This is a genomic window from Paenibacillus pseudetheri (assembly GCF_924513355.1).
GTDB lineage: Bacteria > Bacillota > Bacilli > Paenibacillales > Paenibacillaceae > Paenibacillus_AQ > Paenibacillus_AQ pseudetheri.
Genome location: NZ_CAKMAB010000095.1, coordinates 1 through 1,062, shown reverse-complemented (window position 1 = coordinate 1,062; position 1,062 = coordinate 1). Strand labels below are relative to the sequence as shown.

The 1,062-nt window shown below is 33.7% G+C and carries 2 protein-coding genes; both read left to right on the top strand.

Annotation, left to right across the window (positions count from 1 at the left end; all coding sequences use genetic code 11):
• Positions 1-335 (top strand): hypothetical protein (locus tag L1028_RS31025; RefSeq protein ID WP_234541964.1); only part of this gene is annotated, 335 nt, incomplete at its 5' end.
• 175 nt (positions 336-510) lie between these two features.
• Positions 511-945 (top strand): GNAT family N-acetyltransferase, encoded by a 435-nt coding sequence (locus tag L1028_RS31020; RefSeq protein ID WP_234541963.1) that lies wholly within the window; start codon positions 511-513, stop codon positions 943-945.
• Positions 946-1,062: the final 117 nt, after the last annotated feature.

Below are 1,062 nucleotides of genomic sequence, written 5' to 3'. Positions count from 1 at the left end.
GGAATAATCAAGAAGTTTTAGTCACATATACGAAAAACAAAGGGAACCTGGACAAGTTATCAGACGAACAGAAATCATCTGATGAAAAAGAAATTTTATACGGACCTTACCAGGGAGATACACTCATTGAGATAACTCACAGTAATATCCAAGCAGATTTGAATGATGCTGATATGATTGAAATAAGCGGTGAACAGGTCCAAAAAATCGAAAATGATAAATATACATTTTTAGTCTTTAACGTTGCCAAAGGTTCAATCACCATGAATTTTAACAATTTAGACGAGGATACAATCCAACGCATTGCTCAACAAATAGTAAATGAAAATAAATAAGTATGAGTGGTTATTCGCAAAAGATTGAGCTAACGGGAAACGTTAGCTCAAACACGATAAGGCAGCCTGTCAGTCAACTCGATCGGCTGCCTTTATTCAACGGGCAGGATAGCTTAACATGTGTCAAGAATACGTAACATCTGTAAGATCATCTAAATAAGGAGTGGTGCTTCTTATGATTAGTTTAAAAGATTATGAAGACTTAGGTGAATTGAAGCTTTTAATGGCTGAGTGTATGTGGGCTAATGATGAAAGAATTGATAATGAACTTAAAACATACATAGACAATGATTCGCGGGAATTAGTAGGGAGTTTAAATAATGATGAACTAGTAGGATTAATTGGAGTCATATACGAATCAACTAATGAAATAGAACTTAAGCATATTGCAATTAAACCCAATTATCGTTGTAAAGGTATAGGCAGTGAAATGGTAAATGAGTTCATTAAAACTAAAAAGATTGTGAGAATAAAGGCAGAAACCGATAAAGATACTGTTGGCTTCTATGAAAAAAATGGTTTCTCGATAACAAGTTTGGGAGAAAAATACCCAGGAGTAGAGCGGTTTGAATGTATTTTTTTAGTCACAAATAATTCAAGTGATCATTAAGCTCCCATGAAAATAAAATCTGCAATAACTGTAACGAGGCAAAGTAAATAAGACGCAGTTCATTCATTTTTTTTGAATGTCACAGCATCCGAAATAAGAATATGGATGTCTTAATGA